General features: G+C 60.8%; 2 protein-coding genes. Both read left to right on the top strand.

Features of this window, described 5'->3' with window-relative positions:
- Nucleotides 1-445 (top strand): ABC transporter permease (locus H5U08_RS19035; RefSeq protein ID WP_297036813.1); only part of this gene is annotated, 445 nt, incomplete at its 5' end.
- Between the two features lie 89 nt (nt 446-534).
- Nucleotides 535-1,325 (top strand): ABC transporter ATP-binding protein (locus H5U08_RS19030; RefSeq protein ID WP_297036811.1); only part of this gene is annotated, 791 nt, incomplete at its 3' end.

The following is a 1,325-nucleotide window of genomic DNA, read 5'->3' as shown; positions in this document are numbered from 1 at the left end:
ACTCGTGGGGCTGTTGGGCCAGAGTATTTACATCATCATGGTGGTCATCGGGTTGACCGGCTGGCCCACCGTCGCCCGGCTGATTCGCGGCGAGGTCCTGAAACAGCGAAATCTTGATTACGTGGCCGCCGCCCGAGCGACCGGCGCGACAAACCTCCGCGTCCTCTTCTGGCACGTGTTGCCGAACTCCCTTTCCCCGGCTATGGTGGCGGCGCCTTTCGGGATTGCTGGTGCGATCATCACCGAAGCGGGCTTGAGCCTGCTGGGTTTTGGCGTCCGTCTGCCCGCCCCAAGCTGGGGCTTGCTGCTTCGCCAGGGAAGCGAGAATTATCACTATTGGTGGCTGGTGGTCTTCCCCTCGCTGGCCATGTTTATTACCGTGACCGCGTTCAATCTGGTGGGTAACGGACTTCGCGACGCCATGGATCCCCGACTGCGCATTTGACGTTTTTGGCGGGATGGGAAATGGCCCACCACACGAGTTTGCCGATGGGTACCGACAAATAACGCGACCGACTGCGAGAGATACGCTTCATGCCCGTTTCCGTCCAATCTGAAAACATGCAGGGTCAAACGACACGGCTGGATCCCCTGCTTCGGGTGGAGAACCTTCGGACGTACTTTTTCACCGACGAAGCCATTCTCCGCGCCGTGGACGACGTCTCCCTGGAAATCTACCCCGGTCGGACGTTGGGGCTGGTGGGGGAATCCGGGTGCGGCAAATCGGTGACCGCTCTGTCGATCATGCGGCTGGTGGCCCCGCCCGGCCGAATCGTCGGTGGAAAAATCACCTACCATGATGAAGACGGCCTCCGCGTCCTCACCGAGCTCAGTGAGCCCGAGATGCGGAAAGTACGGGGCGGCAAAATCGCCATGATCTTTCAGGAACCCATGACCTCCCTCAACCCCGTTTTCACGGTGGGTTCGCAGATTCTGGAGGCCATTCGCCTCCACCACCGGGAAGAAGGGAGCGGTGGCCGCATCTCCGCCGAACGCGCTAAAGAGTTGATGATCGACGCGCTCAAGCAGGTGGGGATCCCCGATGCGGAAAAACGCTGGCGGGACTATCCCCACCAGTTTTCCGGGGGGATGCGACAGCGCGTGATGATCGCCATGGCGCTGGCATGCCGTCCGAAGCTGCTCATCGCCGACGAACCCACCACCGCCTTGGACGTCACCATACAGGCCCAGATTCTGGAGCTTCTCCGCGAAATCCAGCAAAAACAGGGGATGGCCATCCTCATCATCACCCACGATCTGGGGGTGGTTGCTGAGCTGGCGCACGAGGTGGCAGTCATGTACGCCTCCAAAATTGTGGAGCGGGC

This window comes from Thermogutta sp., from assembly GCF_014359955.1.
Lineage (GTDB): Bacteria > Planctomycetota > Planctomycetia > Pirellulales > Thermoguttaceae > Thermogutta.
Note: the sequence above shows the minus strand (reverse complement) of the source record. Positions and strands in the feature narration are given on the sequence as shown.